The organism is Sphingomonas sp. FW306-05-A (genome assembly GCF_058782275.1).
On record NZ_JBYSXN010000006.1, the window covers coordinates 1 to 24,108 of the forward strand.

The window sequence follows — 24,108 nt, forward strand, 5'->3', positions numbered from 1 at the left end:
GGGAGGGTGAAGGTGAAGGTGTCGCTGAACGTGCCAGCACCGATGCCAACGCGCGAGATTGCGCCGTTGTACGTGCCATTCGGGCCCATTGCAGCCTGGAACGAACCGACGCCAGGCGTCGTGGTGCCAACGGGGAACACAGCTGCCGAGGCAGGTGCAACGTTTGCGATCGCGACAACTGCAACAGCGGCGACGGCGGAGAGGAACTTGGTACGCATGGGAAACACTCCAGATTGGTATGTTTCCCGTATCCGCAAAAGCCGTGCCAATGGCGCAATTACGTGGAAATTCGTTAATTCAAAGGCATGCATGTAAACTTGGCTGACAGGCATCAGGGGCGCTGTGACGGAAACCATGCGCCGTTTCGTCCGTGACCAACCACTTGCTGCTAAGGTGATTCCGCTGTGGGAGCGGGCTGCCACAAGCGTGGATCTGCGGCAGCCCTGGCCGACTAGGTCATTTGGGGGAACGCTAGCCGGTTGGTGAAACCGTAGAGCGCTGTTCCTGCGGTCACAACGCGCAATATATTATTGACCGGGAGGGAGGCGCTTGATCTCTGGCAAACAAAAGGTGCCGCCGGCTCGCGCTGGCGGCACCTATGCGTTACGCGATTAGGCGAACTTGACGTTCGCGCTACGACGCCGATAGCGCAAGCCTGCACCCATCATGCCGAAGCCGGCCAGCATCATCATCCACGTTGCAGTCTCAGGGACAGCGCCCGGAACGAAGGTCAGGTTGCCACCATAGGATGCGCCACCTGCCGAGGTGCCCGAAACCACCAGCGTGTTGAGCTGGTTTGCGAAGATCTGCACATTGTTCACGCCGGCGAAGGTCAGGTTGCCGTTCGAATTGATGGTCAGGGACGTGCCGTTGAAGGTCACCGACGAAAAAGTGAGGCCAGTGACGCCACCAACGTTCGAGCTAATCACTGAGCCGCTGCCGAAGCCTGCCGCCGGGAGCGTGAACGTGAACGTGTCGCTGAACGTGCCTTCGCCGAGACCAATGCGGTTGATCGCGCCGTTGAACGTGCCGTTCGGTCCTGGTGCTGCCTGGAACGAGCCTACACCTGGGGTGGTCGTGCCGACCGGGAAAACTGCAGCCGACGCCGGTGCTACGTTTGCGATCGAAACCAGCGCAACTGCTGCGACGGCCGAAAGAAGATTGGTACGCATTAAACACCTCCAGTATGGTTAATCCGGTAAAATGCAAGAACCGGCCCAAACGCGGATATGTGCCAAAACGGGAGCCATTGGATTGTGAGATTGTAAGCACTAGCGACGGTTTCACCGTTGCCGTCTACGTAAACCTGATGCCGGCGTAAGGCTTCATACAAGCCATTTATCGTCGTGGCATTTCCCCGCAAACAACGGTTTTATAAGCTAGGTAGTCAAGGACAAAGGTAGACGCGATGCACACACCAGCCTTGCTGGTCGTGCTCAATGCGACGATTTCACCGGTCCACCGAACTGCTAACGATTGAACGGTAGCCAGACAGTCGCCTAATGAATTATAAAGCAATCCGTCGGTTTTTGGTCGTTGATACCCCGCCAGTTGCGTCAACAGACCGTCTTGGGCAGGAGACAAGCTCGAAAATCGAGTGCGTAGGATGGGGCGTCATACGGATGGTCCCGTGGCATGTAATGGGGATATTTGGCACGTCTGCCCTGGCGCACATACGCTGTCTGGAGGCCGGCAAAAAATATGAAGTCCATTTTGGGGAGGGCAATGAGGCCGAGCAACGCTTCGTATCGGATGCTCCAAGTGACCCGACAGGCGGTTAATAAGCTTATAGGTAATGTGGCAGCGCGACATGGCCAGGACTGGCGACGGCGGAAGATGAGCTTTCGGCGTCAGTCGTGAGGTAGCTCTCAATCCAACGAGAAAGTTTGTTCTTTCGACGATACTACGATCGCTTCCGCATGCTGATCCAGAGTAAGCATCCGAGCACCCTCCCCAGCTTACCGCCTACGACCATCTATTAAGTAGTTAGCCGCCTCCCTGACAACTAAATGGGTGGAAACCCGCCTGGCCGCTTTCGGGGGGCGAACGGCGTAAGCGGACGTTCGTTCAGGCAGCTAGGCAGGGGGCTGCATCGTCATATGGGTGGAAAGCGGAACGGCCGCTTTCAGGCGGCGATAGGCGGTAAGCAGCCATTCGTTCAGATTGCAGAACAGTGGGCTAACCGGCTCATTGGGTGAAAAGCGCCTAACTGCCTTACGCGTTGAATATGGGTAAATGGGCGTTCGCCCATATGGTGAGGCAGGCTCCCGGATGAACGGTAGTCCGGGTTCACGCATTCTCAATTAAACAACGTATCAACTTCTCGCTCGCGGCTGCGACGTTTCCTCCATGGAGTGCTTCAGTGCAAACCGAGCCGATTGATACGATCATGAAGGCCTCCGCAAGAAGGCGGTGCTCCGCGCTCACGAAGTTACTTGCTGCTAAACCGGCAAAAGCCCGACTTATGTTTTCTGACATTGTCTTGCGAACATCAGAGAAGATTGCGCTAATCCGTTGGTTCCGGGATGCCTCAGCTGCTATTTCCAAGAAAAGCCTGTCACCAGCCTTCTCCTGGCGACAGGTTGCAGACGTCAGCCATATCATGATTCCGTCACGGTTTCTCGCCGCTAATGCCCTCTCGAGAGTAGCCAAGTCCGCGAACTTCTTGCAGTCCGCCTCCACGATTGCTGCAATGATGTCCTCTTTAGAGGGAAAATCGCGGTACAGCTGCTGAACGGCCACTCCGGACTCTCGAGCGATCAAGGCAATTCCGGTTGAATGGAAGCCGTGCTCTACAAAGAGCCGCCGCGCCACCGCCTTAATATTGTGCCGGCGCAACTCCGCGCGCGAGGGGGGCGGGCATTCAACAGTCGACAATCTAAGGTCCTCTCTCATGCCTTGTTGACGCACTCAACTGGCACGTCTAACGACGCCGCTCGTGAGTGATCGCTCTCATACTTTTTTTCAAGCGGGAAATTTTATGTCCTCCAATCGGCTGATGCGCTGCGTGTTGGCGTCAAGCGTTTTGCTCGCACTGCCGGCGTGTGGTGCGAAGCAGCCGCAGCAGGCGCCGCAGGGGCCTGCACCGGTTGGCTATGTCGAGGTGAGGCAGGAGCCGATAACCCTGACGACGGAATTGCCTGGACGAACATCTGCATTCGAGACATCTGAAGTGCGACCTCAGGTCAACGGGCTGGTGCTCCAGCGCCTGTTCGTCGAGGGCGACGTGGTTCACAAAGGCCAAGGGCTTTATCGCATTGATCCGGCCCCCTACGAGGCACAGGTTGCAAGCGCCCGCGCCGCGCTGACGCGCGCCCGCTCCAGCATCGCTTCTAGTGCCGCGTTGGCTCGCCGCTATGGCGAACTGGTAAAAATTAATGCCATCGCGCGTCAGGAATTTGAGAACGCCCAAACCACTTCAGCGCAGGCGCAGGCCGACGTCGCGGCGCAGCAGGCGACGCTGCGCACTGCACAGATTGATCTGGCCCGTACGACCATTCGGGCGCCAATCACCGGTCGGATCGGCCGGTCGGTATACACGACGGGCGCACTGGTCTCCGCATCCCAGACCAACGCCCTCGCAACGATCCAACGCCTTGATCCGATCTATGTCGACATTCAGGAGTCCAGCGCCGATCTGCTCAAGCTACGACAGCAAATTCTCAATGGCCAACTTACCCGCGACGGCAACGCTCGCGTTAAGTTGAAGCTTGAGGACGGCAGCGAATATCGCTCACAAGGAACGCTGCGCTTCGCCGACGTCACGGTCGATCCCTCGACCGGGTCGCAGGTCATCCGCGCGCTGTTCCCGAATCCGAACGGCCTGCTGCTGCCGGGCATGTTCGTCCGCGCGTCGCTCGTCGAGGGCACGCAGGCCAACGGCATCTTGGTCCCGCAGCGCGCGGTTAGCCGCGACGAAAAGGGGCTTCCGACCGTCATGGTCATCGGCGCTGGGAACAAGGTTGAGGTGCGCTCGCTTCAGGCTACCCGTGCGATCGGCACAAACTGGCTGGTAACGAGCGGATTGAAGCCGGGCGACAAAGTCATCGTCGAGGGTGGCATGATGCTTCGCCCCGGCATGTCTGTTCAGGGCAAGCCATGGAATCCTAACGCGCAACCCGCCGGTGCTCAGCCCCAGCCGGGTAAGGCGCAGGCACAGGCGAAGTAACCAGCCATGTCACGCTATTTCATTGATCGCCCGATCTTCGCCTATGTGCTGGGCGTGATGGTCATCATCGCCGGTATTCTGTCGCTACGGACCTTGCCGATCGCGCAGTTCCCGGCGATCGCCCCGCCCGCCGTCTCGATCACCGCCAACTATCCGGGCGCAGACGCGCAGACGCTCGAGAACACGACGACTCAGATCATCGAGCAACAGATGAAGGGGATCGATCACCTCCGATACTTCTCGGCATCGTCCTCGTCCGCGGGAACGGTGACGATCACGCTCACCTTCGAGCAGGGTACCGATCCGGACATCGCTCAGGTCCAGGTGCAGAACAAGCTTCAGGCTGCAACGCCGCTGCTCCCACAGGAGGTGCAGCGCCAAGGCATCGTCGTGGCCAAGGCGACACAGAACTTCCTGCTCTTCGTCGGACTTTATTCCGAGAACGGAAAGCACGACGCTGCCGATCTGGCGGATATCGTCGCGTCGAAGATCGCTGATCCGCTGTCCCGCGTTGCCGGTGTTGGCGATACCCAGATATTCGGTTCGCAATATGCGATGCGGATCTGGGTCGATCCGATCAAGCTTAACAACTACGCGTTGACGATGACGGACGTGACCAACGCAGTCACGGCGCAGAACGCGCAGGTCTCCGCTGGTCAGATCGGCGCACAGCCGGCCCCCAAGGAGCAGATGCTGAATGCCACGGTGTCCGTGTCGTCGCGTCTGACGACGCCCGAGCAATTCGCTAAGATCCGCCTGAAAAGCGGTGCCGACGGGTCGGTCGTTCGGCTGGGCGATGTCGCCCGCGTTGCGATTGGCGCAGAGAATTACGCCTTCTCCGCGCAGTGGAACGGCAAGCCCGCTTCGGGCATCGGCATCAAGCTTGCTCCTGGAGCGAACGCCCTCAACACTGTGGTTGCCGTCAAGGCACGGGTCAACACGCTCGCCAAGCAGTTTCCGCCGGACGTGAAGGTCGTCTTCCCGTACGATACCTCCCCGTTCGTTCGGCTTTCGATCGAACAGGTCATCGAGACGCTGATCGAAGCGGTGGTGCTCGTCTTCCTCGTGATGTACCTGTTCCTGCAGAACTGGCGCGCGACGCTGATCCCGACGATTGCTGTTCCGGTCGTGCTGACCGGGACCTTCGCAGTGCTCGCGGCCTTCGGTTACTCGATCAACACGCTCACCCTGTTCGGGATGGTGCTCGCGATCGGCCTACTGGTCGACGATGCGATCGTCGTGGTCGAGAACGTCGAGCGGCTAATCACCGAGGAGCACCTCTCCCCCAAGGAGGCGGCGCGCAAGTCGATGCAGGAAATTACCGGTGCGTTGATCGGCATCGCTGTAGTGCTGTCGGCGGTATTCCTGCCGATGGCGTTCTTCGGTGGGTCGACCGGCGTCATCTATCGCCAGTTCTCGATTACGATCGTGTCGGCGATGGTCCTCTCGGTCGCGGTCGCGCTGATCCTGACGCCAGCGCTTTGCGCGACGATCCTCAAGCCGCACGATCCCAACAAGGGGCAGGGCAACGGGCCGCTGTCGCGCTTCTTCCGCTGGTTCAACGACCGGTTCGATCGCGGTCGGGCACGCTACGAGGGTGGGGTGCGTTCCACGGCAACCCGGTGGGGCCGTTCGCTCATCGTCTACGCGCTTATTGTCGCAGGAATGATCTTCCTCTTCACGCGCCTACCGACTGGCTTCCTGCCGGACGAGGACCAGGGCGTGATGATCGCGTTGGTACAGGGGCCTCCTGGTGCCACGACCGCACGGACCCAAAAGGGTCTGGACTTGGTGCGCGATCACTTCCTGAGCGACGCAGGCGATGCGATCCGGGGTGTTTACACCATTAACGGTTTCAGCTTCGCGGGTCAGGGACAGAACAGCGGTATCGCCTTCATTCCGATGAAGGAATGGAAGGACCGACCGGGCGCCAAGAACAAGGCGCAAGCAGTGGTCGGTCGTGCGATGGGTGCCTTCTCGAAATATAGCGACGGACTGATTTTCGCGGTCATTCCGCCGGCCGTGCAGGAACTGGGCAACGCTACCGGATTCGATCTGCAGCTGGTCGACGAAGGCGGGATCGGCCACGACAAGTTGCTGGCTGCCCGCAACCAGCTGCTTGGAATGGCGTCGCAGAACAAGTCGTTGATGGGGGTCCGACCCAATTCGCTCGACGATGCGCCGCAGCTCAAGGTAAACGTCGATCAGGACAAGGCGGGCGCGCTTGGCCTTGATCTGGCCTCGGTCAACAGTACGATCGCGACAGCGTGGGGCGGGGCCTATGTGAACGACTTCATCGATCGCGGTCGCGTGAAACGTGTCTATATCCAGGCAGACTCGCCCTATCGCATGGCCCCTGACGATATCGGCAAACTCTACGTACGCGGCGCGAATGGTAACATGGCGCCGTTCTCGGCCTTCTCCGACGTGTCCTGGAACCAGGGCCCGACGCAGTTGACGCGCTACAATGGCCAGCCGTCGATGGAGATCCTCGGACAGCCGGCACCGGGCGTCTCGTCCGGAGCCGCGTTGAAGGCGGTCGAGGACATGCAAGCCAAGCTCCCGCCGGGGACGCGGTTGGACTGGACCGGGCTAAGCTACGAGGAGCAACTGTCCGGAGGACAGGCACCAGCGCTGTACGCCTTGTCGCTGCTGATCGTCTTCCTGTGTCTCGCAGCACTTTATGAAAGCTGGTCGGTGCCAATCTCGGTGATGCTGGTGGTTCCGCTCGGGATCGTCGGCGCGCTGCTGGCCGCCACGTTGACCGGTCTCAACAACGACATCTATCTGCAGGTCGGCCTGATCACGACTATCGGCGTCTCGGCGAAGAACGCGATTCTGATCGTCGAGTTCGCCGAGGAGAAGATGCGGGACGGGCTGAGTGCGTTCGATGCGGCGATCGAAGCGGCAAAGCTGCGTCTTCGTCCGATCCTGATGACGAGTCTCGCCTTCGTCTTCGGCGTCTTCCCGCTGGCGATCTCCAGCGGAGCGGGCGCAGGTGGACAGAATGCCATTGGTCGAGCGGTGGTAGGCGGCATGCTGTCGGCGACCGTGCTCGCGATCTTCTTCGTCCCGATGTTCTTCGTCGTGGTCATGCGCCTGTTCAACCGTAAGAAGGCGGAGCAGCCGGGGACGGACGATCGCAGGTCGGATGGCGATCGACACGATGATGGTGCGCATGGGCACGAACCCGCGCCGTCGCAGGGAGTCTGAGTGATGTTGAACAGCAAGATCGTCCTTGGCCTGATGGGCGCGACGGTACTGGCCGGCTGCAATCTCGCGCCGAAATACATTCGCCCCCTGGGGGAAGTCCCGGCTGCTCTACCGGCAGGCGGTGTGTACCCGGTCGCACCGACGGATGCGCCGGACATCACTAAGATCGGCTGGCGGGAGTTCTTCACGGATGACCGACTGCGCAACACGATCGCGTTGGGATTGCAGAACAACCGCGATTTGCGGATCGCGGCCGGCAACGTCCTGCAGGCACGCGCGCAATATCGGATCCAGCGAGCCAATCTTGTTCCCTCAGCGACGCTGTCCGGGTCGGCGACGTACACTAACAATATCCAAGGAGCGACCGGCGCGCTTGGCGGGGCCGCGGGGAGCGGTACCGGAACTGGCGTGGGTACGGGTACTGGAACTGGCACTGGCACAGGTACCGGGGGTACCGGCGGTACTGGAGCTGGTACCGGCGGTACTGGGGTCGGCGCAGGGATAGGATCGTCTTCGTCCAACCTCGAGTTCTATTCGGTAAACCTCGGGGTCTCGGCTTACGAACTCGACCTGTTCAGTCGTTTGCGCAACCTGAGCCGTGCAGCGCTGGAACAGTATTTCTCGACCGAAGAGGCGCAGCGGTCCACCCGCATCACGCTGATCGCCGAAATAGCCACCGCATGGTTGACCTATGCATCGGACCAGGATCAGCTTCGCATTTCGCAGGAATCGCTCAAGTCGTTCGAGCAGTCGCTCGAATTGACCCGCGCGCAGTTCCGCATCGGTGTCGCATCCGAACTCGAGGCACGACAGTCCGAGACGACGTATCAGGCGGCTCGCAACGACATAGCAGTGCTGCGGACCCGTCTGGCGCAAGACAAGAATGCGCTGGACCTGCTGGTCGGCACGCCGGTAACCCCGCAATTACTGCCGCAAGGGTTGGGGAATGGTGAGGTCGCGATCAAGGCCTTGCCCGTAAGCCTTGCGTCCGACATCTTGCTGCAACGTCCCGACGTGCTGCAGGCCGAACACCAGTTGATTGCGCAATATGCCAATATCGGAGCAGCCCGGGCAGCCTTGTTCCCGAGCATCTCGCTCACCGGAACCCTCGGGACGATCAGCCCCGCGCTGAGCGGCCTCTTCTCGGGAGGGAGCTTCACCTATACCGCAGCTCCGGCGGTCTCCCTTCCCCTGTTCGACGGAGGCCGGTTGCGCGGCAATCTGCAGGTTGCGCGTGCGCAGCAGCAGGTTGCGGTATCGACCTATGAGCGAACTGTGCAGACGGCGTTCCGCGAGGTTGCCGATGCGCTGGCGCAGCGTGGGACAATCGACGAGCAGATCGCGGCGCAGACTGCGCGTGTGAATGCGGCGAACGCTGCATTGCGCATATCGGACGCACGTTACCGGGCCGGGGTAGAGTCGTTTCTGACGACCCTGGATTCACAGCGGACAGCCTATGCGGCGCAGCAGCAGCTCGTTACGACGCGACTGAACCAGGGGAGCAATTTGGTCGAGCTGTACCGGTCGCTTGGGGGCGGTCTAGATCCGGTGGAACGCGACGTCGGGCAACGCCGAAAGGTCCCGGCTGGTACGCAAGGTTCCTAGTTCGCCTGGGCGGAGCTTGTGGCCTTCGTCGACACTCTGAATTCTCGACTTGTGCTATGCCTCGCAGTGCACATGTGTTGCGGATACCCGATGCCAGCACTGCATTCTGTGGTTATAAGACGTTCCAGCCCAAGCCGACGGGCATCGAGCTTCAAACATTTCCGGCTTGCATGTCGACATTCGTCTTGACGGGCCTCGGCATAAATTCGTCGACGCCATAGACTTCCTCGGCAGCGTCGGCGAGCTTGTGGTGTAATCCTTGAAGCCTTACGCCTTGGCATAATGCTAGAGGGTCCGAGGCCCGTGGGGCCATTCTGGTGGAAAGCGGCCCGTCCGCTTACGGAAAGAGCTCATTGTAAACAGCCGTTCGTTCAGGTGGGGGAGGGCCGCGACCGAAGAATGGCTTCCTGTTTGAACCTCTGTCTTCGCAGCTTGAAGATGTGCCAAAGCTGACGTGCGGTCGCTGAGGCGGCTTCGCGATTCCATGTAAGTCTTCTGATGCTCGCCATCGAAGCCCCCCACGCGACTCCGCTGTCCCCCTGGTCGGAGGGCGACAAGGACCACCGCATCTACGTCTCGGGCTAGGAGCCGGGCGTCTCGAACTGCAGCAGTTCCACGCTGGAGAGTTCGGAGCGGTCGCCGGCAACCTTATCGCTTACACCTCCGTCGGCGACTGGCCCGCTCCGCGTCTTGACGTGACGTTGTCCGATACCGTTTAGTCCGTGACTGTGTTCGTTTCCACTCGTGGCCGATGACCACGTCAGCTACCGCTTGCCCTTGGAGTTTCAGCGCATTGAGCACGCGTCCTGTCCAGATAGTCCATTTCGTCGCGACACCGGCCCGCGTTTCGCTTCGCCGGACCGCAGGGGACGTAAGCCGGCACCTCCACACGTTGTGGGTCGCGGTCGAGACTCTCGCTAGGAGCCCTGAAATCCGCCCCGCCGATCTGCACCTGGGATGGGCGAAGCCGCTCACGGCGGCAGAGTAGACCGAGACGCGCGAGTTCGTCGCGAAGTCAGCCATGACGTCCATGCTGGACGGTGTCGACCAGTACATGAAGGTGCTCGGGCAGATGCCGCGCCTTACCGATCCGTCCTTGGCCAGTGTCCTGAAAGGAACCGCGCGCACGCCTGCCGGCGCGAGGCTCACGATCTTCGCCCGCTTCGCAACCGTGGTGGCGCACTATTCTTGCGCGGTTGGACCGGAGCAGCTGGCCACGATCGAGCTGCTGGCGACCTGGCGTAACCAGTTCGTCCATGGCGGCTACAGGCACTCGCTCGGCTCGCACACCCGATCGACGCTGGAGCGCGCCGGCGCCTACTTCAGGAACTCACAGGGCGGCGCGGACATCGCGGCCGCGCTCGCTCGCTTCGATGCCCGGCAAGGGCCCACGCTGGCCGACCTGGTCACGCTGATCACCACCTGCCAAGTCGCTGTCGCAACGGTCGACGAGCACCTGCTGCATCTCCAGGCACCCGCCGATCTTGCCGTTGCGAACGTCGAATTTGCACTGGCGCAGAATGTCGACCCTTCGGCGCTGCTGGAGCGCCTTTTCGTGCAGGGTGGTCGCCGCAGTTCAGGTGCCGTCCTCGCGCTGCTGCACAGGATGGGAGTGGTGAAAACGCAGGGCTATGTCGGCAGTGCGCCGAGCATGACCAGGCCAGCCTTCGACGGCGTAATCGGAATGGGCCGGAACGCGGCCAGCGCGCTGTTCGGGATCGCCAGGCCATGAAGTCGCTTCGTCGGGCCGAGCGAGCTTACTCCGGATACCGGTATCGGCCGAGCTAGGGCCTGCAGCGGCTACTAGCCCGACAGAGGCGACTTGCCGCCGACGGCGCTCTGGCCAGAGCGCTTCCTTCGGACCGTCTCCGACGACGTCGGCTTGACCTTGGCTACCGGTTTCCTGTTGGGCCTGGTCCCTGTCCCATGGACGATGATGGGCTGCCAGCTCATGTCCGCTCGCGAAAGCTTGAACTCCTCCAAGATCCGCTCGGGGGCCGCGACCGGCGTCGCCGTGTAGAAGACCGCGAAGAAGCGGTTCCACTGCGGATCACCCGCGTAGCCGTTCATGTCCGCGTAGACACCGTCAAGCTCGCTCTTGAGCTCCTTCTCGTCGAGCGCATACTTGAACTCGACCAACGCCTTCAGCGCCGGAACACCCAGATCGGCCCTGTAAGTCTTGAAGAGGTGCGACACCGGAATTTCGCGGCGGCAATCGGAAAAGACCGTCTTCAGCACATCAAAGACCGGCTGACGGACGTCCTTCTCCGAGATCGGCGTCGTGCCGCGATTGGCCAGAATGTACGGCGTCTGGCGCAGTATGCGCTCGAGCAAACCCAGCTCGTATTGGTCGCGCGTGCCAACACCCCGAAGCATCGCCGACAACGCGTCGAAGCTCTGGTCCATGAAGATGAGCGGTTCGCTGTAGAGGTCCTCCGGGTCATGCGGAGAATGACCGAGCACTTCGAGCTTGCCCTCGTATGCGGCGAAGCCCGCGCGGAAGTTCGTCAGGAACTGCGAAAGCTCCGCACGCTCTATGAGGATGAGCATCCGCAGGAACGCCTGACGGAGTCGGAACCCCAGATACGACCTCTCCGCCCCATAGCGTTCGTCCTCGTGATAGCCATGCTCGTCCTGCGAGTAGCCGAAGACCCGTTCGCACTCTCGGAGCTGCTGCCGACAGGCGTCGATCTCGGCCGCCACGGCCGACCACTCTGCGGTCCGAAGATCATCCCTCATTCTCGTCGTTCCCACGCTGAATGGAGCCGCCAGCGAGTGCGGCGTGTCCGGGCGATTAGATGGTGCGCGCATCGACGGCGGCAACTGCAGCGTCAATCCCCTGATCGGTCGGCGGGTCCACCAGCCGAGGCCTGGCGGAACGACGCGCCTTGGCACCCTCCCATTCCTCGCTTGTTCCGAGCGGCTCGGGCTGCCGAGCGGCCGTCCCTCGTCGTAGGTCCATTCGCCGTTGGTCAACCGCGTCGAACTCGTCGATCGCGGCCAGCACGCCCTCCCTCGTGATCTCGGCTCTGGCTCCCGATAGAGGTAATTCGGATGCCGCCTTGTTCCGCGCTGTACCGCGTTCGGGAAGCGGAATGGTTGTGCGACGCGGGCCAGCTTGTGGAGGACTGGTCAGATGGCGCGGGCATATCGATATCGGCGCGCTGCCGGTTCTGCCCGATCCGTTGCCTTGCGCTGCGCGCTCGCCGCTACTCGATAGCGAACCGTCCAGCCCGCCGAAATCAAGAAACTGAATGAGCGGGTGATTTTGGGAAGCGGCGAGAGCGCTTTGAATGACCGGGTTTGGGTCGACCGGAAGCCGTAGGGCAGTGCGTGTTCGCCCACAATTGGACGCCCCGGTGGGCGATGGCATTCCCAAAAGCGGACATCCGTTCAGCACGATGATCCCCGGTCAGACCGCCGCGACCCCGCCATCCACGAAAAGCTCATGGCCCGCAACGAAGCTGCTTTCGCTCGACGCTAGGAACAAGACGGCACTCGCGACATCTTCGAGGCGCCCTAGGCGTCCAAGTGGAACCCCGTTGATTACCGCTTCTTCAGCTCCCGGTGTTGCGTCGAAGTAGTCCCGAATAAGACGCGTTTCGGTGCCACCGGGTGAGACGACGTTCACGCGGATGCCGCGTTCTTTCAGATCAATGGTCCAGCTTCGTGCAAAGGAGCGAACCGCCGCCTTGCTGGCATTGTAGAGCGACTGGCCCGGATACGCCTTGGATCCAGCTATCGAGCCATTGAGGACGATCACGCCCCCTTGCGTCATCAGCGGCAGTGCCTTCTGCACAGTGAAAAGCAGACCTTTCACGTTGAGGCCGAACGTCGCATCGAAATGAGCTTCCTCGATTGCTTCGAGCAGAACGGGCTGGTGCATGCCGGCATTGGCGAACACAACATCGACCTTGCCGTGGTCACGCTCGACACGCTCGTAGAGCGTCGTAAGGTCGGCGAGGTTCGTGACGTCGCCCTGTACGCCGATCGCACCGTGACCGATCTGGCTGACTGCCTGATCGAGCAACGCCTGTCGCCGCGCGGTGATGTACACCTGGGCACCCTCTTCCGCGAAGCGCTGTGCGGATGCCAACCCGATGCCATCACTACCGCCGGTAATCACCACGACCTTGTCTTCGAACCGCTTCGTCATCACATCAAACTTTCGCGTAACTGGAGGATTGCTCCACTTCTAATATGGAGGCATCCTCCACTTGCCAAGGCAGGGAAGGAATAATTTTGGTTGAGGCTGGCCTACGTGCCGACGCGGAACGGAACCGCCAACGCATCCTCGTCGCCGCAGAGGAAGCGTTCCTAGAGCGAGGTGCAACCGTCTCGCTGGAGGAGGTGGCCAAGCGAGCGAAGGTCGGGATCGGCACACTCTATCGCCGCTTCCCGACGCGCGAAGCGCTTTTGGCGGCCACCAGCAACGAGCGGTTCGAGTCGGTCGCGGAGACGAGCCGCGCGCGCGATATGGATGGCGATCCCGGAGACGCGATGCGCCAGTTCCTTGAGGATCTCGCGATGAACACAAGCGTCTATCAAAGCCTTGCTGCTTCGCTAGGGACTGTCATCCAACACGGCACGCCTGGCTGTAACGCGATCACCGCGGAAGGGCAGCGACTGCTTGAGCGCGCTCAAGACGCCGGTATCGTTCGTTGGGATGCCAGCTTCGACGACATCATCTGTGTGGTAAGCGCGATAGCCATTGGGGTCGAAAAAGACAGCGCACCGGTGCCGCGGATTACTCACCTGGTGGACTTGCTCCTCAACGGCATGCGCGTGCGTTGACAAAGTCCGGTTGCCTGCCTGGCCTAATATTCGGTTTTACGATCGTTTTCGGGAAAGGCGGTGCCGCGCATCGATTCCAAGAACGCTTGCGCTGTCTTGATTGTCTTTCATTTTTGGGAAACAACGACTCCGGATGTCGCAGTCAACCACGCAGCGAGGTCAAGTAGGCCACAAACATGTCCGCCATCGCATCAGCGAAAGCGTGGATCTCCTGATCCGTTCGTGATCGCTCTGAGAAGCGGCTCCCGACCTGCGTCATTGTCGTCTCTATTAGCCCTGCCGCCAGCAAGATTTCTGCGTCGGAGCGATTGGGAAGGGCCTCGTGCATGAAAGCCAGGATCACGGAAGATCCTGCTTCACGGGCGTCGTCGCTTTCCGGAGCATCGCGATAGAGGGGGGCTGCGTCGGCGAGGGCGGTTCGAACCTCAGCCTCATCACATTCGGACTGCAGGAACGCATGGGTCAGTGCGCGGAGGCGTGATGCCGGCGATGCGTCCGTTTTATCCAATATGCCTTTCAGCAAGAGGCTTGTCCGCTGCCACTCATCGGTTTGCAGGCGAAACAGGATCGCGGCCTTGTTCGGGAAATACTGGTAGATCGATCCAACGCTCACGCCGGCGCGCTCGGCAACCCGGGCGGTGGTGAAGCGACCCGCACCTTCACTACGCAAAACCTGAACAGCAGCTTCGAGAACGGCCGTGACGAGGTCGTTCGCCCGCGCTTGTTTGGGATGCTTTCGCGAGGAAATCTCGGGTTTTCGGCGCTCTGTCACAAACAGCTCCTGCAATGCGATTAGCGAACCTGACGAACTAGTCGTATTTTCTCACGCATCGCACAAGTCGCTTTCAAGGAGCTTATCATGACCACCCTGACGACCAGCCCGGTCGCCCCGCTGCTCGACCGCCTGTTTGCCGAGGCTGATGCCGTCGATCCTGAGACGACGCCTTCGGTCGCAGACTATTGGAACGGCTTGTCGGCCGAGGAAAAGGGACGGCTCGTTCGCAGCCGTGACGACTATCTCGACCTCTATAGCCGCATGAAGGACATCCCCCTGGCGGTTTCCCGGAGCACGGGCGATCTGCTCTATATTTTCGCTCGCTCAACCGGCGCCACGTCGATCGTGGAATTCGGCACCTCCTTCGGTCTTTCGACGATCTGTCTGGCCGCAGCCCTGCGCGACAATGGCGGTGGCTTGCTTGTCACGAGCGAGTTCGAGCCATCGAAGGTCGTTCGCGCGAAGGCAAATCTCACCGAGGCAGGCTTAGCCGACCTTGTTGAGTTTCGGGAGGGCGATGCGCTCGGAACCCTGGCGAGCGATCTTCCTGAAAGCATCGATCTGTTGCTCCTAGATGGCGCCAAGGCGCTGTACTCGGATGTGCTCGACCTCGTGGCACACCGGCTCCGTCCGGGCGCGCTGATCCTCGCTGACAATGCGGACTTCTGCCCACCCTATGTGGAGCGCATCCGTGCAGCTGGCAGCGGCTACCGATCCGTGGCGCTTGCTGATGATATCGAGCTTAGCATCCGCTTGTGAGGCAAGGGCGTGGCGCCAAACCGTGCTCGTCGCCACGCCTGCTCATCCCTCGAGCATACTTTGCCGCTTCCGGCATTTGTCCTTCCTAGCAACCAAACGAGGCGTATTATGATCGTTGTTACCGCCCCCACCAGCCAGATCGGCAGCAAGGTTCTCGAGGGACTGCTTGCTACCGATGCCGACGTTCGCGTCGTTGTACGGGACGCTGCCAAGCTGTCCGAAGGCGTTCGGCAAAGGGTTCAAGTCGTAGAGGGATCCCATGGGGACCCGGCGGTGATCGAGCGCGCCTTCAGTCGCGCAGATGCGGTATTCTGGCTTGTCCCACCCGATGCCACCAAGACGCTCGATCAGGCTTACCTCGATTTCACCCGGCCGGCAGCTGAAGCCTTGCGCTGGAACGCTGTTCCACGGAGCGTTTCGGTCACTGCGATTGGGCGCGGCACACCGTGGCAGGGCAGGGCGGGGCCAGTCAGCACGTCTCTACAAGCCGACGAATTGCTGATGGAAAGCGGGGCGGCATTCCGTGGGTTGGCGATGCCCTCATTCATGGAGAACACCGCGCGGCAGGCTGGCGTGATCCGTGAACAGGGCATGTTCTTCGGCCCAATCGATCCTGACAAGAAGCTGCCGTTCACAGCGACGGCCGACATTGCCGTCGCAGCAGTTAGGTTGCTTGAGGACGCTAGTTGGTCAGGCTGCGCCGATATACCTGTCCTCGGGCCGGAGGATCTCTCGTTCAACAACCAGGCCGCGATCATGTCAGAGGTTCTGGGCCGCGATATCCGCTATCAGCAGATCAGCTACGAGCAGTTCCGCCAGGGGTTCATTGATCGCGGTGCAACCGCATCCTTCGCGACAGGCTATGCCGAGATGTACCGGGCCAAGGACGAGGGTATCGATAACACGGCTTCGCGTGCCACTGGAAACGTGGGAGCAACCAGTTTCCGCCTGTTCAGTGAGCAGGTCATGCGCCCACTCATCGCTCGCTAGGCGGCGGTCAGTGTCGAGAGTCGTTTACCGAGGAAATATCAGGGCATGGCATTCCGCAGATTATCGTCCCCACGGCTGGGCTCGAACGAGAAGCGACTTTCATGGCGATGCCTTTTGCTTGGGTTGGTCGCTGCGACGCTGATCCCAATCGGGATCCACACTGTCCTCCTGGACTATCTGGGCGTACCTTATCCCGATGCTTTGCCGCACGCAGGATTGGCGATCGTACCGGATCACGTTCTACTCGCGGTAGGCCTTCTCGTAACGGATCTGGTTTTGAGACGCCGCGGTATGTCACTGGCAAGCCGGCTGACTTTCCTGGTCCTGACAACAGCCGCGATCAATCAGGCACTGTTCCGCGTGCCCATCATGCGCAACATCGTCTCGACCAAATGGACGATCTTCCCCTTCATCGACAACCTGCCTGACCTGGGACGCATTGTCTTGATGGTCGTTGCGGCAGTGGGGCTCAATGCCGCCCTTCGGAGCCGTGCCGCGAAGGCGACGGGTGCCATCGCAGCGACAGCAATTATTGACCTGTGGCTGTCGCCACTGGTCCACCAGTCATTTGCGGGCATCATCGCTGCCAATGCCAAGCGCGAAGGTGATCAGCTGTACACCATACCCTATGACTGGCACGTCGACTTGCCGAGCTATCTCACCTCCATCGAACCCGCTGTCGGTGCGCTGTTTGTGGCGTTTGCCTTGCGAAAAGCGATCGTTCCCGCGTGGACGAGTGTGGCCGTGATCTTCGCGCTGCAGGCTGGCCCACTATTTCGGGTCGGACTTAATACCGTTTACGCACCGTCTGGCGTCGGCTTGGCGATCCTTAGCGAAGCACAATTTATGTTTCAATCCATCGCGCTGGCAATGATCGTGGTCGCTACCGCCCATCGCTCCGTCGGGCATTCGTCAGCGTAAGAGCGGGATTTCGGCTAACCAGCACCGGTCGCAATCGCAAAGCACTACTTGTTCTTAGGGAACATCGCGGAAGGGTACCTACTTCCGAAACCGCATACCCAATCGCTGCAGGAACAATTTAGCCCATTGTGAATTAGGGCAGAATGTTACCGATAGACCCCGAGAACGCCCGCGCGGTCTCGCTGGCCGTTCATTATCGAGAAACGACCTTCGTCGCTCCTGGTTTGCACCAACACCTCGTAGCTGATGCTGCTTGCCGGCGAGCGTAACCAGGTACATCCTCCGCACATGGACACGCTAGCTGGTCGACTCGATTATCTCGGCAGGAACTACGTTGTTTTCCTAGGGCCGTTGATGCTTTTACAGGGCGTGGGATATGCCACTTCTCTGGCTCTGGTGTGGATTAGCAGCGCCCTCATTGCTCTTCTCGTATTGAACAAGATCCGCATGATGATGAAAAATGCGAGAGCACCGCGCTGACTTCCTAGAGAGCGCATAAGCGAGGTCGGTGATACGACAAGCCCACTCCGAGCGTTTTTCGTTACTATAGCATCTGCGGCAGACAGGCGATGATTCCCGGACCTCGATCGATTTCGAGAACGCCGCGCCTTCTCGCTGGCCGTTCCTCAACGGGAAGGAGGTGGCTTCACATCACCGATGCGGATACTGGACACATGGGTGCTGCGCTGTACCGGCGAAGCAGCGTGGTGAGGGGGGGAGATTTGGTGCGTCGATCAAAGATTGCTTGGGCCGCAGGGTTGCTGCTGGCCGTAGCTGCTACGCCGTCAGCGGCGCAGCCTACAGGGCAAGTACCGTTGACGGTATCTGCCACGCGCGCGACCACTCTCGTCACCTGGGTACCTAAGCATGTAAAAGGCGTCATCCTGTTCTCGACGGGACATGGCTCATGGCCTGAGCGCTACGATGCGGTCGTGTCGGCATGGCAGAAGGCAGGGTTTGCGGTGATCGCGCCGGTGCATGTCGACTCGATGCACTATCCCGATCGCGAGAAGTTCAGCCGCGAGGCGAGCTTCGGGGAACGGATCGCCGACCTTCGCGCGGCCAGCGCCTATGGGGCGAAGACTTGGCCGGGGCGACCGGTAGTGGCGGCGGGGCATAGCTTCGGTACGCTGACCGCTTTGTGCTTGGGCGGCGGGCTGGCATCGCTTGGCAACTTCCGTGATCCTAGCGTCAAAGCAGTGCTCGGTTTTTCGTCACCCGGACGCATTCCTGGCCTGATCGGACCGGATGCCTATGCCGGCGATCGTGTGCCGATGCTGCTCGTCACCGGCGACCGCGACCTTGTGCCCGGATTGGTCACGGACTGGCATGATCATCTGCTGCCAGTGCAATCCGCTCCGGCCGGCGACAAGTTCGGTGTCGTCTACGCCGGTGCCGATCACGAGTTCATCGGACGGCCCGACGATGCCAATTTCATCAGCGCAGCGGCAATCAGCACCGACTTCCTACGTGCCTACGGCCTGTCGGACGCCAAGGCGCGCGGTCGGCTAATGAAGATATCCGACACAGCCATGACGACGTGGACGCGGCGCTGATAGAAGGTAGGCAGGGAGCTCACACCGGCGAACCTTCCCGAAATTCGATCCCAGTCGGGTCGCGCAACGGCGCGCTGACGTGGCGTTAGCGTATTTCTGGGTCTGCTTTATGTGACGCTCCGTTGGAGCTGCTGCGGTGCAGTTTGATAGGGTTCCGTATGGTCTTCCTTGGCTAGGGCTCCAGGCAGACCGACGGGCTATTTGAGCCAAATTTTAGAGGTTTGATTTCGGCGCAAATCGGACCGGCTAGCATAGGAACGCTCAGGGTATACTTAAAACGTACAGGCGGAAGTTGAGCATATAGAAGGGCGGCGGCAGGAGGGGGGGGCGGGGTAGGGCGGTATTCGTCGGGAAAGCGGACGGACCGGAAGCGCCCAATAGCGGACAGGCGCGGGGCTGGTATGGTGGAGCTTTGGAAGGCGAACGAATGCGTATCGACATACGAGCGACATCATACCCGAGCCTGCTGGAAGCGGTTGGCTTGGCCATCATACGTTGTGATGGGATGGAGCGCGCGATACCCAGCGTGTTCCGCGCGGCCTTAGGCGTGAGCCTAGATTTTCAGCGGGGAGTCTTCGATGCGACGCGAGGGCTTGAAGTTCACCTTAAGCTGACCGAGGCCGCGGTCCAGGAGGGAGCGCCAGACTTTCTCAAACGGGGGCAAGAGCTTGCATTTAGAGTGCGTTCATCTGCAGGGACGCGGGGCAGAGTCGCTCACGCTGGCATGTCTATATACGGCGGTGGAATAATAATCGAAGTCGATGAAGAAGGAATTCCGACTGGGATCGTCAAAACAGCGGGTCCGCCAGTTGAATCCTTGTCAAAGTATACGGCGAAGGGGCGCGAGGAGATCACAGAAGCAGAAATACGGGAATTGGCTGAGCGCGTTCTCGCCCTCGATCACGAGATTGTGCAGTTTGCCGCCGATTTGATAGTGAACAAACCGCGCTAGCCGATGTGAACGTCCGCCTTCCACCAGGTCGCGACGTTCAGCCGGTCTGAACATGACCACCGTTGACGGAAGCCGACCGGCAGCTTTCGGGCGGCAAAGCGGACGGACTGAAAACGCCTAATAGCGGACATCGGATCGAGATGATAAATAGCCATCGTGCCATCCTTCTTTACCCATACCACCGACCGTCGCAGCGGACGACCTGAACCCCATCGGTCGTGGCTGATGATCTCGGCTTACATGTGGATATTAGGGTTTGGCGCAACTTTGTTTTGCGTGATGGCAGTATACTACGCTGTGTGGAGGGATCGCCCTGACGCACTTGTCAGCATTCTGCCGATAGCCTTTTCATTCGCCGCCATCACATTTCTTCTTCGGTGCTTTCTAAGGAGACGGAAAAGGGCATTGAACACCGCGACCGCAGAGTATGAACGCATCTTAGGGACGCTCGACTAACGGCAGCTTTCCACCAGGTCGCGACGTTCAGACGTTAGGCTCGCGACCACCGTGCCTAAAAGCTGACTGTCCGCTTCGAGCCACGAAAGCGGACAGACTGCAAACGCCCAATTGCGGACATTCACTAGTGAGGGCATGTTGCACTCATGCGCACGCTACTTTTGGCTCTTCTCGCCGCTTCATCGGCTTTCACGCCCCAGTCAAAAGCTGCTGACGTGCCTCGCGGCGTTTGTGACGTGCCGCCCGTCGAATACGTCGGACAACTCCAAAGCGAGTTAAGCCAACGCGCTGTTCAAGCGATCAATTTGGCGACTGCGTCGGATGGCAAGTCCATGGCTGCACTAGAAAGACTGATCGACCCTACCGCTTCTTTCTCCTCGGGCGGGGGAGATGTCGGCTTGCCTCTGCCGAGCGGTGTTGCCGGGGCTCTTGCCCTCGCACGCGAGATGAAGGCTGATACGTTCCGGTTTGCTGGTTGGGATGGCATTCCAACACCAGTGAGCGACCGATGTGGGGATCAGAAGGTAGAAGTTGAGTTTACTGACACCCACGGCGGCAATTTCTTTCCAGTCACTTTCACGTTTAAAAGTGGCAAGATCATCGCCGCCCAAGGCTGGCGGCGCTCATTTCAGTCTGGACCTATGATAGCCGTTCGACAGTGATCCTAGCTTTTCCCGAACGACCGCTTTCCACCAACTATTACCGTTCAGACCCTTCGCGGGCATCGATCGTGCCTGAGAACCGACCGGCAGCTATCGAGCAGGAAAGCTGTCAGTCCGCAAGCGCCCTCTAGCGGACGTCCGACGTAACAAGTAGAATGGCATGGTGCGAATTGCTCGAACGAAGCCTCTTCGCTGAAGGAGAGGTAGTTTGTCGTGGTCTCGGTTCGTAGTGCCATCCCTTCTCGCAATCAGCATTGCTGGCGCGGCCTGCGGTCAGAGCCGCAAACCTGACCCATCTTCAGTGCAAGAGGTCCTGCCGAAGAATGAACGGCCGGGCGTCTGGCAGCCATCTCAAGGTGGAGTCCAAACACCGCTCTGGCCTCCAAGCATGCCTCTCGCCAAACCTGACTCTGGCGACCGTCCAGAGGGCCTCGGTAATGGCACAGGTCTCGTCGGCGGGCGCAAATGGCATTGGGCAAGCTACGTAACCCGGCCGACCATGACGATCTACCGACCGAAAGGGCGCAATGTTGGCGCGGCTATACTGGTCCTTCCTGGTGGTGGGTTTGAGGTTCTAGCCCTCGATCTGGAAGGTACTGAAATTTGTGATTGGGCGACGCAGCAGGGGATGACCTGCGCGGTGCTGAAATACCGCGTGCCCCAGGCTTGGCCTGAGGGCGAGCGACCCAAAGTGCTGTTAGGATTGGAAGACGCGCAACGTGCGATGGGGCTGTTGCGTCAGCAACCAGCTTCTTACGGGATTGATCCGCACAAGATTGGCGTCATCGGCTTTTCGGCGGGCGCCTACCTAGCCGCCAATATGAGCAACACAGAAAAGCGCACCTATCCGCTTAAGGATGCGGCCGACCGGCAATCGCCTCGGCCAGACTTCGCGATCGTTGCCTATACAGCGCGTATGCTGGACGACAGCAAGGGCAGGAACAGTCTCGAACTCAAGCCATGGGCGACCATCAGCTCTAAGGCACCGCCGACGTTCATCCTTCATGCCATGAACGACGCTACGGACCCAATCCGGCAACCTATGGCCTATGCCTTGGCGCTCAGCGATGCAGGCGTGCCCGTCGATATGCGGCTCTATGCCAAGGGGGGCCATGCCTTCGGGATGCGGCCTACGGTCGATCCAATTTCACGGGAATGGCCCGGACAGGTCAAGCAGTGGCTACACAACATCGGCATGTTGTGAGGCCTTGGAAAGCGGACGGTCCGCACTCCACCAATGTCAGACATTTCGGGCCGGTTTTTCAGTGCTCCTAACCGTGCCAAAATGCGTCAAGCCTGCAATGCACGTAAACTGAAAGTGCGAGGCGGAATCTTCAGGAAACTGCGCGTTCACCATCGCGCGTTTGCACGAGGTCGACCAGTGGATAGAGTGTTGAAATGATTGATATTCCTCAAACTCCTCCGCCTGCGTATGAACAGGTTGCCACGCAGAAGTTGCTTCAGTGCGGACTTCGGAACGGCGGGTTCACGGTCAAATACGAGGATGAGCTGCAAAGCGTCGAGATTGTAATTGAGAAGGAGGCTGGTGCATCTGCGGCTAATCTCGATTGTATCCGAGAAGCCGCCGGTTACGAGATCGTCACTTTCAAAGACCCGGTCTTGCAGCAAGCCTATCAGGGCCGGCTGTATGAGGTATTGCGCCCAAAGATGCTGGCAGATGCGAAGGCAGAACTCGAAAAGCGCGGTTTGCTTGACGGCTTCCCCGAACGATCCAAGTTCGGCTCCGACAGTCTGTTCGCTGAGGCGCTGGAACGGCACTGTGGGATGAAGCCAGGTTCGTTTTTCGTCCAAAGCCAGTGGGGCCTGATCGGCCAACCGAAATCTGGTCGTCAGAGCAAAGGCTGACGAAACAAAAAGGTCCTGTCTCATGGCAGCCATTATGTATGTCAGCGCCAAGGGCGAGGACTTGAAATTCGGCTTTATCGGCAAGGAGGCTGTCGCCCCGTAGCGGTGACGGGGAATTTATGGTTAACCCGGCATTGGTGCAACCTGCTTTGCAAGTAAACTGAAAACATTTCGCCGAAGGTCGCAGATCCACGTGGGTTCGGTCGCTATGTAGCGAAAAGCGGACGTTCCGCTGTCGCCCAATTGCAGACGTTAGCTTGCCAGCATATCGTTGCGGCTATGACGGGCAGAATGACCAGAACACCGCTCTTTGGCCTGTTGGCAATGATGTGCGCTTCGGGCTGTCAGAGCGCTCCTCCCATGTCGCACGCCACGTTTACGGACGCTGCTAAAAGGTGTGAGCTATTGGCGACGACCTACACCTATCGTGACGGCATATTTCTAGACGAACCATTGGTCGATTTTACGAAAGAACCAGCGTCCGCGAAAGCATTGACATGCTTCAATTTGGCGTTGGAGAAGATCGACCGTGAAGCGACCGAACGAGGTGCCACGCACATCAGGCGCATATGGGAGTTTCGATCCTAAGTAGAACGGCGGCTAACGACCACTAGCGCCGTTCCAATGCTGACGGCTGGCCCGACCTACCTGAAAGCCGACCGGCAGCTACCGAAAAGGAAAGCCGCTCGACTGGAAGCGCCCAATTGCGGACATTCGATAAACCGGCGACAAGCGAACCTGATGCCTCCTCCTCGCCTCGCCGTACTCGCATTCGTCCTGCTAGAAGCCTGCTCGGCGACCGACATTACCCAATCGCCATGGGAGCCTTCACCTACGGGAGGCTGGCTGACCCGAACAGTCCGCAACAACACGTCGGGTCCGGGCAACAACTATCTGGCGGAAACAATTCAAGTTCGAAGCGTGGCCGCAGATAGACCGGTGGACGTCCTGACACTGGAAGAAATGAACGGGCCAGCTACGATTAAGCTGCGCTGGCGGGATCCAACCCATCTTGAAATCGCCTATGTCAACGGCGAGGTCGTGTTTCAAGCCGTCAAGGTTGGAGATTTAAGCATCGACGCCATCCCAACAGTCCACGTTAGGGAATGACCGCTTTCCACCAAATGGCGACGTTCAGCCGCTTCGAACGCCACCACCGTTCCCGGAAGCCGACCGGCAGCTTTCGGGCGGCGGAGCGGACGTTCCGGAAACGCCCCGTTGCGGACATTCGCAGATAGGTTAGTTTCTCGCGATGAAGCATGTCGCACCCATCCGAGGAATTGGCCGGGAATTGCTGGCAGTCGCCGCAATCGCTTTAATCGGGTTCGTTTATTTGGGGAGCAATTGGGAGACACGCACGCCCTCTGTCGCGCTTGGCCGCGTCATGAGGT

General features: G+C 59.9%; 20 protein-coding genes and 1 pseudogene. 15 read left to right on the forward strand and 6 right to left on the reverse strand.

Annotated features, from left to right (window positions below):
• The 3 genes and pseudogenes from AC3WJR_RS19505 to AC3WJR_RS19515 all read right to left on the reverse strand — a co-directional run.
• Nucleotides 1-218 (reverse strand): annotated as a pseudogene (locus AC3WJR_RS19505) (FxDxF family PEP-CTERM protein); the annotation flags it as partial.
• Between the two features lie 393 nt (nucleotides 219-611).
• Nucleotides 612-1,172, reverse strand: coding sequence for an FxDxF family PEP-CTERM protein (locus tag AC3WJR_RS19510; RefSeq protein WP_492727213.1), 561 nt, complete (start codon nucleotides 1,170-1,172; stop codon nucleotides 612-614).
• Nucleotides 1,173-2,289: 1,117 nt separating this feature from the next.
• A complete protein-coding gene (locus AC3WJR_RS19515; protein WP_492727214.1) occupies nucleotides 2,290-2,877 on the reverse strand; it encodes a TetR/AcrR family transcriptional regulator in 588 nt (195 codons plus the stop codon).
• A gap of 103 nt (nucleotides 2,878-2,980) precedes the next feature.
• Between AC3WJR_RS19515 and AC3WJR_RS19520 the strand changes: the two genes are divergently transcribed.
• The 4 genes from AC3WJR_RS19520 (at nucleotide 2,981) to AC3WJR_RS19535 (ending at nucleotide 10,718) form a co-directional block, all read left to right on the forward strand.
• The gene (locus tag AC3WJR_RS19520) at nucleotides 2,981-4,168 is read left to right on the forward strand and encodes an efflux RND transporter periplasmic adaptor subunit (protein WP_492727216.1); all 1,188 of its coding nucleotides are present in this window, start codon (nucleotides 2,981-2,983) and stop codon (nucleotides 4,166-4,168) included.
• Between the two features lie 6 nt (nucleotides 4,169-4,174).
• Nucleotides 4,175-7,381: an efflux RND transporter permease subunit gene (locus AC3WJR_RS19525; RefSeq protein WP_492727218.1), complete on the forward strand. Its 3,207-nt coding sequence runs from the start codon at nucleotides 4,175-4,177 to the stop codon at nucleotides 7,379-7,381.
• A 3-nt stretch (nucleotides 7,382-7,384) separates the two neighbouring features.
• Complete coding sequence (locus AC3WJR_RS19530; protein WP_492727220.1) at nucleotides 7,385-8,986, forward strand: efflux transporter outer membrane subunit; 1,602 nt, start codon at nucleotides 7,385-7,387, stop codon at nucleotides 8,984-8,986.
• A 1,021-nt stretch (nucleotides 8,987-10,007) separates the two neighbouring features.
• Entirely contained in the window at nucleotides 10,008-10,718 is a 711-nt protein-coding gene (locus tag AC3WJR_RS19535; protein ID WP_492727222.1) for a hypothetical protein, read from the forward strand.
• A 71-nt stretch (nucleotides 10,719-10,789) separates the two neighbouring features.
• On the opposite strand, the gene AC3WJR_RS19540 is transcribed toward AC3WJR_RS19535, so the two are convergent.
• Nucleotides 10,790-11,962: a hypothetical protein gene (locus tag AC3WJR_RS19540; protein ID WP_492727224.1), complete on the reverse strand. Its 1,173-nt coding sequence runs from the start codon at nucleotides 11,960-11,962 to the stop codon at nucleotides 10,790-10,792.
• Nucleotides 11,963-12,398: 436 nt separating this feature from the next.
• Entirely contained in the window at nucleotides 12,399-13,142 is a 744-nt protein-coding gene (locus tag AC3WJR_RS19545; RefSeq protein WP_492727226.1) for an SDR family NAD(P)-dependent oxidoreductase, read from the reverse strand.
• Nucleotides 13,143-13,228: 86 nt separating this feature from the next.
• On the opposite strand from AC3WJR_RS19545, the gene AC3WJR_RS19550 reads away from it, so the two are divergent.
• A complete protein-coding gene (locus AC3WJR_RS19550; RefSeq protein ID WP_492727228.1) occupies nucleotides 13,229-13,780 on the forward strand; it encodes a TetR/AcrR family transcriptional regulator in 552 nt (183 codons plus the stop codon).
• A gap of 142 nt (nucleotides 13,781-13,922) precedes the next feature.
• Here AC3WJR_RS19550 and AC3WJR_RS19555 read toward each other — a convergent pair whose 3' ends face one another.
• Nucleotides 13,923-14,552, reverse strand: coding sequence for a TetR/AcrR family transcriptional regulator (locus AC3WJR_RS19555; protein WP_492727229.1), 630 nt, complete (start codon nucleotides 14,550-14,552; stop codon nucleotides 13,923-13,925).
• Between the two features lie 87 nt (nucleotides 14,553-14,639).
• Here AC3WJR_RS19555 and AC3WJR_RS19560 point away from each other — a divergent pair, with 87 nt between their 5' ends.
• The 10 genes from AC3WJR_RS19560 to AC3WJR_RS19605 all read left to right on the forward strand — a co-directional run bounded on the left by AC3WJR_RS19560 (nucleotide 14,640) and on the right by AC3WJR_RS19605 (nucleotide 23,827).
• On the forward strand, nucleotides 14,640-15,314 hold the full coding sequence (locus AC3WJR_RS19560) for an O-methyltransferase (RefSeq protein ID WP_492727231.1): 675 nt from the start codon (nucleotides 14,640-14,642) through the stop codon (nucleotides 15,312-15,314).
• Nucleotides 15,315-15,422: 108 nt separating this feature from the next.
• On the forward strand, nucleotides 15,423-16,304 hold the full coding sequence (locus AC3WJR_RS19565) for an NmrA family NAD(P)-binding protein (RefSeq protein WP_492727233.1): 882 nt from the start codon (nucleotides 15,423-15,425) through the stop codon (nucleotides 16,302-16,304).
• A 45-nt stretch (nucleotides 16,305-16,349) separates the two neighbouring features.
• A complete protein-coding gene (locus AC3WJR_RS19570) occupies nucleotides 16,350-17,225 on the forward strand; it encodes a hypothetical protein (protein WP_492727235.1) in 876 nt (291 codons plus the stop codon).
• A 246-nt stretch (nucleotides 17,226-17,471) separates the two neighbouring features.
• Complete coding sequence (locus AC3WJR_RS19575) at nucleotides 17,472-17,705, forward strand: hypothetical protein (RefSeq protein WP_492727237.1); 234 nt, start codon at nucleotides 17,472-17,474, stop codon at nucleotides 17,703-17,705.
• A gap of 335 nt (nucleotides 17,706-18,040) precedes the next feature.
• Nucleotides 18,041-18,781 carry an alpha/beta hydrolase family protein gene (locus tag AC3WJR_RS19580; protein ID WP_492727239.1) on the forward strand — a complete coding sequence of 247 codons (741 nt, stop codon included), beginning with the start codon at nucleotides 18,041-18,043 and terminating at the stop codon, nucleotides 18,779-18,781.
• Nucleotides 18,782-19,208: 427 nt separating this feature from the next.
• On the forward strand, nucleotides 19,209-19,733 hold the full coding sequence (locus tag AC3WJR_RS19585) for a hypothetical protein (protein ID WP_492727241.1): 525 nt from the start codon (nucleotides 19,209-19,211) through the stop codon (nucleotides 19,731-19,733).
• 602 nt (nucleotides 19,734-20,335) lie between these two features.
• The gene (locus AC3WJR_RS19590) at nucleotides 20,336-20,851 is read left to right on the forward strand and encodes a hypothetical protein (RefSeq protein ID WP_492727243.1); all 516 of its coding nucleotides are present in this window, start codon (nucleotides 20,336-20,338) and stop codon (nucleotides 20,849-20,851) included.
• A gap of 499 nt (nucleotides 20,852-21,350) precedes the next feature.
• A complete protein-coding gene (locus AC3WJR_RS19595; RefSeq protein ID WP_492727244.1) occupies nucleotides 21,351-22,055 on the forward strand; it encodes an alpha/beta hydrolase in 705 nt (234 codons plus the stop codon).
• Between the two features lie 194 nt (nucleotides 22,056-22,249).
• Nucleotides 22,250-22,717, forward strand: coding sequence for a hypothetical protein (locus AC3WJR_RS19600; RefSeq protein WP_492727246.1), 468 nt, complete (start codon nucleotides 22,250-22,252; stop codon nucleotides 22,715-22,717).
• 624 nt (nucleotides 22,718-23,341) lie between these two features.
• Nucleotides 23,342-23,827 (forward strand): hypothetical protein, encoded by a 486-nt coding sequence (locus AC3WJR_RS19605; protein ID WP_492727248.1) that lies wholly within the window; start codon nucleotides 23,342-23,344, stop codon nucleotides 23,825-23,827.
• Nucleotides 23,828-24,108 lie beyond the last annotated feature (281 nt).

Bases quoted from the DNA above. Each gene is read 5' to 3' on its own strand.
- AC3WJR_RS19520 (WP_492727216.1), top strand. From the start codon at position 2,981: ATGTCCTCCAATCGGCTGATGCGCTGCGTGTTGGCGTCAAGCGTTTTG.
- AC3WJR_RS19565 (WP_492727233.1), top strand. From the start codon at position 15,423: ATGATCGTTGTTACCGCCCCCACCAGCCAGATCGGCAGCAAGGTTCTC.
- AC3WJR_RS19585 (WP_492727241.1), top strand. From the start codon at position 19,209: ATGCGTATCGACATACGAGCGACATCATACCCGAGCCTGCTGGAAGCG.
- AC3WJR_RS19600 (WP_492727246.1), top strand. From the start codon at position 22,250: ATGATTGATATTCCTCAAACTCCTCCGCCTGCGTATGAACAGGTTGCC.
- AC3WJR_RS19590 (WP_492727243.1), top strand. From the start codon at position 20,336: ATGCGCACGCTACTTTTGGCTCTTCTCGCCGCTTCATCGGCTTTCACG.
- AC3WJR_RS19560 (WP_492727231.1), top strand. From the start codon at position 14,640: ATGACCACCCTGACGACCAGCCCGGTCGCCCCGCTGCTCGACCGCCTG.
- AC3WJR_RS19595 (WP_492727244.1), top strand. From the start codon at position 21,351: ATGACGATCTACCGACCGAAAGGGCGCAATGTTGGCGCGGCTATACTG.
- AC3WJR_RS19545 (WP_492727226.1), bottom strand. From the start codon at position 13,142: ATGACGAAGCGGTTCGAAGACAAGGTCGTGGTGATTACCGGCGGTAGT.
- AC3WJR_RS19605 (WP_492727248.1), top strand. From the start codon at position 23,342: ATGCTGACGGCTGGCCCGACCTACCTGAAAGCCGACCGGCAGCTACCG.
- AC3WJR_RS19575 (WP_492727237.1), top strand. From the start codon at position 17,472: ATGCTGCTTGCCGGCGAGCGTAACCAGGTACATCCTCCGCACATGGAC.
- AC3WJR_RS19510 (WP_492727213.1), bottom strand. From the start codon at position 1,172: ATGCGTACCAATCTTCTTTCGGCCGTCGCAGCAGTTGCGCTGGTTTCG.
- AC3WJR_RS19570 (WP_492727235.1), top strand. From the start codon at position 16,350: ATGGCATTCCGCAGATTATCGTCCCCACGGCTGGGCTCGAACGAGAAG.
- AC3WJR_RS19525 (WP_492727218.1), top strand. From the start codon at position 4,175: ATGTCACGCTATTTCATTGATCGCCCGATCTTCGCCTATGTGCTGGGC.
- AC3WJR_RS19535 (WP_492727222.1), top strand. From the start codon at position 10,008: ATGACGTCCATGCTGGACGGTGTCGACCAGTACATGAAGGTGCTCGGG.
- AC3WJR_RS19530 (WP_492727220.1), top strand. From the start codon at position 7,385: ATGTTGAACAGCAAGATCGTCCTTGGCCTGATGGGCGCGACGGTACTG.